Origin of the sequence: Corallococcus exercitus, from assembly GCF_003611585.1 — a bacterium.
GTDB classification, from domain to species: domain Bacteria; phylum Myxococcota; class Myxococcia; order Myxococcales; family Myxococcaceae; genus Corallococcus; species Corallococcus exercitus.
Map to the genome: position 1 here is coordinate 1 of NZ_RAVW01000594.1, position 4,503 is coordinate 4,503.

Here is a 4,503-nt window from a genome sequence, read left to right on the forward strand (position 1 = left end):
GGCCGGGGCGGCCTCCTCGGGCGCGGGCGCGGTGGCACCCGGCGGGCGCGGGATGGGCTCCAGCTTGCCCGGCGCCTCCTGCTTGCAGGCGGTGAACGCGAGGGCGACGAGCAGACCGGACAGACTTCGCTTCACGGGGACACTCCTGGGTGACCGTCGCGGGATAGCGGAGCGGACGGCGGTTGTAAAAGGGAGAACGGGCGATGACGCGGCCCGTCCAAGCGGAGGCTTCAAGGCTGGCGGGTGTCCGGTCCCCCTCTCCGGGAACAGAGCCTGGGCGACCGGGCGCCCTGGCCGCAAGCCCCCCTGGGGCGGATGGGGACCCAGCTTCCGGAAGCGCTTCACGATATTTTAAGTCGAGAGAGGGCCATCCTGGTTGGGACTCCCCTATGCCATGGCGGACTGCTGCCTGCTGCGTCCGTCGTCAATGTTGGAGACTTCATGAGGCTTGACGTTCTTGGCTGCATCTTGACGTTGTGTCTCGCCACGGGATGCGCGACTTCACGCGAAGACATTATTGAGCGGAAACGACGTGGGGCCATGCAGGAATGGAAGCACCAGGGCCCTGACTATCGAAGCTCCGAAGGATTCCAGGAGGCTCGTTGGGGCATGAGCCTCGAAGAGGTTCGGGAACTCTTCCCAGACGCAAGAATGCTCAATGCGAGCGCAATGCGGTGGGAGTCCACGATCGCGGACCTGCCTGCCGTTGTGACGTTTGCCTTTCTGAAGGGCAGGTTCGTTGCGGTCGACGTCTTCTTTCCTGACGTTGAAAACATCCGAGATTCGCACCTGCTGATTCGTCGGGTGCTCAATCGAAAGTATGGGCCTCCAGTGCGTGACCGGGATACTGCGGACGAGGCGCTGCAGCGGGTAGGAAGCTATCGGTCCGCTGCGGATACCGTTTACATCCTGGGGCATCTCTCCCAGGCGCTCACAGGAGTGCCACAAGACCAGTTTGCGCAGCATCGGATTGACGTCCGGGCAGAGAACGATGAAGTGGAAGCTAGGCGTGAGGCTCGCGCTGCCTCAAAACGGTTCTTGCTGCTGAGCAGGTGGGCGACAGTCGAAAGTGATGTCAAGCTCAGGAGTGTGAAGACGCCCGGTGTCGAGGCGGCGGTCATTGAATATGAGAGCGCGAGGTATGCACCTGAGATCGCCGAAGCCCGTCGGCGAGCCAAGGAACTTGAGCTACAGCGCATGACCAAGGAACTTTGATTTCAACGACCTCGCCCGACTTGCCTGTGCGGTGTTGATCAGCTCTCACGGGGCGCCGCCGCGCGGGACAGCCGGTCTCGCACGGCGATGCCCAGGCCGCTCGCGGCGGGCAGACAGGCCACGAGGATGTCGTGGCCCTGTTCGTCGGCTTCGCGCAGCCGCGCATAGAGGACCCGCGCGGCCTCCGCCGGTTCTGCCGGCACGTCGAAGCGCTGCACGTCCTTCGGCAATGACAGTGACGCGGGGCCCAGCACTCCCACCCGCAATCCCTGTGCACGCAGGGCTTCCACTCGCTGCACTGCTTCATGCGGCTCCGCGAGCACCACGCCTGCCCTCGGCGCGTAGTGCGAGGCCAGTGAACCGGACACGCGCACAGTCTCGGACGTGCGCACCGGCACCTGCCGCCCCAGCACGCGCTCAATGTCCTCCGTCGCCAGACCTCCGGGCCTGAGGATCGCGGGGGCTCCGGAGGACAGGTCCACGATGGTTGACTCCACGCCCACCGTGGACGGACCCCCGTCCAGCACCAGGTCCACGTCGCTTCCCAGGTCGCGCTGCACGTGCTCCGCCGTCGTCGGGCTCACCCGGCCAAAGCGGTTGGCGCTGGGCGCGGCTACGCCTCCGCCCAGCTTGCTCAGCACCTCCATCGCCACGGAGTGGCCGGGCACTCGCAGCGCCACCGTGTCCTGGCCTCCCGTCACCGCGTCCGTGGCCCTCGACGTGCGTGGCAGGACCAGCGTCAGGGGGCCCGGCCAGAAGGCCCTGGCCAGCGCTCTTGCTTCGTCCGGTACCACTCGCGCCCACTCGGACAGGTGCTCCGCGCCCGGGATGTGGACGATGAGCGGGTGGGTCGCCGGCCGGCCCTTGATGGCGAAAACGCGACGCACGGCCAGCTCGTCCTCGGCGTTGGCCGCGAGGCCGTAGACCGTCTCTGTTGGCAGGGCGATGACACCGCCGCGTCGCAGCAATTCGACTGCACGGTCGAGGAGGTCGGGAGTAAGCATGCTCGGGTCGCACTGTCTCCCCAGGAGAAACCATGGGCAAGTCGCACGTTTTCGAGGCGCGCAGCCAGATGCCTGTCCCCGCCGCTGACCTCTTCTCCTGGCACACCCGCGAGGGAGCTTTCGAACGCCTGTCGCCCCCCTGGGAGACGGCGGAGGTCATCGACCGCACCGGCGACGGCATCCGCCCCGGCGCCCGCGTCGTCGTCAAACTCCACCTGGGCCCCATCCCCCAGCGCATGGTCGCCGAGCACACCGCCTACGTGGAGGGCTCCTCCTTCCAGGACACCCAGCGCGAAGGCCCCTTCGCGAAGTGGATCCATGACCACCGCATGAGCCCCTCGGGCGCCCAGGCCTCCGTCCTGGAGGACGCCATCCAGTACGAGCTGCCCGTGGGCACGCTCGGAGACGCCTTCGGCGGCGGCTATGCGCGCAAGCGCCTGGAGCGCATGTTCGCGTACCGCCACACGCTCACCCGCGCGGACCTGCGCCGCCATGCCGCGTTCGCATCCCAGGGCCCGCTCACCGTGGCCATCGGCGGCGCCTCCGGCATGCTGGGCTCCGCATTGTCTTCGTTCCTCACCACCGGCGGCCACCGCGTGAAGCGGCTGGTGCGCGGCCGTGCGAACGCGGCGCGCGGGGACATCGCCTGGGCTCCCGACAAGGGCACCGTCGACGCGGCGGGCCTGGAGGGCGTGGACGCGGTGGTGCACCTGTCCGGCGCCAACGTGGGCGAGGGCCGGTGGACCGAGGAGCGCAAGCAGGAGATCCTCAAGAGCCGCACGGAGAGCACCCGCCTGCTGTGCGAGACCCTTGCCCGCGCGACCCGCAAGCCGCGCGTGCTCATCTGCGCCTCCGCCACCGGCTACTACGGCAGCCGGGGCGATGAAGAACTCACCGAGGCGTCCTCCTCCGGTGACGGCTTCCTCGCGGACGTCACGCGCCAGTGGGAGGCCTCCACCGCGCCCGCCAAGGACGCGGGCATCCGCGTGGTGAACCTGCGCATCGGCGTGGTGCTGGACGCTCGCGGCGGGGCGCTCGCGAAACTGGCGCTCGCGACCCAGGCGGGCGGCGGCGGGCCCGTGGCCTCCGGACGCCAGTGGCTGAGCTGGGTGTCCCTGGAGGACGTGCTGGGCCTCATCCAGTTCGCCATCTTCACCCCGTCCATCCAGGGGCCCCTCAATGCTGTATCCCCGAACGCGGTGCGACAGGGGGAGCTGGCGAAGGTGCTCGGGAAGGTGCTCCACCGCCCGGCCGTGTTCCCGCTGCCCGCCACCGTGGTGAAGACCGTGTTCGGTCAGATGGGCGAGGAGACCCTGCTGTCCAGCACCCATGCGCTGCCCACCGTGGCGCAGGCGAACGGCTTCCCCTTCCTCCTGCCCGACCTGGAGGGGGCGCTGCGCTTCACGCTGGGCCGCACCACCGACGGCGCGGAATACCGCCACGGGTGAGCCCGGCGCTTGACACTCCTCGGGAGGGGCGACAGAAGTGCGCCGCTTCCCCTCGCTTCGAGGAGTCCTGATGATCCAGGTCGAAGGGCTGACGAAGTTCTACGGCGAGCACGCGGCCATCCGGGACCTGGCCTTCACCATCGGCCAGGGTGAGGTCATCGGCTTCCTGGGCCTCAATGGCGCCGGCAAGTCGACGACGCTCAAGATTCTCGGGTGCGTGCTGCTGCCCACCTCGGGCCGCGTCGTCATCGACGGGCACGACGTGGTGAGCCAGTCCCATGAGGTGCGCCAGCGCATCGGCTATCTGCCGGACGTGCCTCCCGTCTACGAGGAGATGACGGTGGGCGAGTACCTGGCCTACGTGGCCCGGCTGCGCGATGTGCCCGCGAAGGCCACCGTGTCCCACGTGGGCGAGGCCGAGGAGAAGACCGGCCTGCGCGACGTGCATGGCGAGGTCATCTCCACGCTCAGCCACGGCTACCGCCAGCGCGTGGGGCTGGCGCAGGCGCTGGTGCACAAGCCCGCGCTGCTCATCCTCGACGAGCCGACCAGCGGCCTGGATCCGCTTCAAATCGTGGAGATGCGCGACGTCATCCGCGGCCTCAAGGGCGCGCACACGGTGCTCGTGTCCAGCCACATCCTCCCGGAGATTTCGCAGACGTGTGACCGGCTGCTCATCATCCACAAGGGCACGCTGCTGGCGCAGGGCAGTGAGGAGGAGCTGTCGCGCGCGCTGGGCGGTCCGTCCATCGTGCTGGAGGTGCGGGGCGACCGTGCGCGGACCCTGGAGGCGTTGCAGGGCTTCGGCGCGGTGGAGGTGCGGGAAGGGGAGGGCG

Annotated in this window: 4 protein-coding genes; 3 read left to right on the top strand and 1 reads right to left on the bottom strand. The window is 68.6% G+C overall.

What is annotated here, in order from left to right:
• Nucleotides 1-609: 609 nt before the first annotated feature.
• The gene (locus D7W79_RS39240) at nt 610-1,215 is read left to right on the top strand and encodes a hypothetical protein (RefSeq protein ID WP_120530343.1); all 606 of its coding nucleotides are present in this window, start codon (nt 610-612) and stop codon (nt 1,213-1,215) included.
• A 38-nt stretch (nt 1,216-1,253) separates the two neighbouring features.
• Here D7W79_RS39240 and D7W79_RS39245 read toward each other — a convergent pair whose 3' ends face one another.
• Nucleotides 1,254-2,219 (bottom strand): L-threonylcarbamoyladenylate synthase, encoded by a 966-nt coding sequence (locus D7W79_RS39245; RefSeq protein WP_120530344.1) that lies wholly within the window; start codon nt 2,217-2,219, stop codon nt 1,254-1,256.
• A 32-nt stretch (nt 2,220-2,251) separates the two neighbouring features.
• Here D7W79_RS39245 and D7W79_RS39250 point away from each other — a divergent pair, with 32 nt between their 5' ends.
• A complete protein-coding gene (locus D7W79_RS39250) occupies nt 2,252-3,667 on the top strand; it encodes a TIGR01777 family oxidoreductase (RefSeq protein WP_120530345.1) in 1,416 nt (471 codons plus the stop codon).
• Nucleotides 3,668-3,737: 70 nt separating this feature from the next.
• Nucleotides 3,738-4,503 (top strand): ABC transporter ATP-binding protein (locus D7W79_RS39255; RefSeq protein WP_147442283.1); only part of this gene is annotated, 766 nt, incomplete at its 3' end.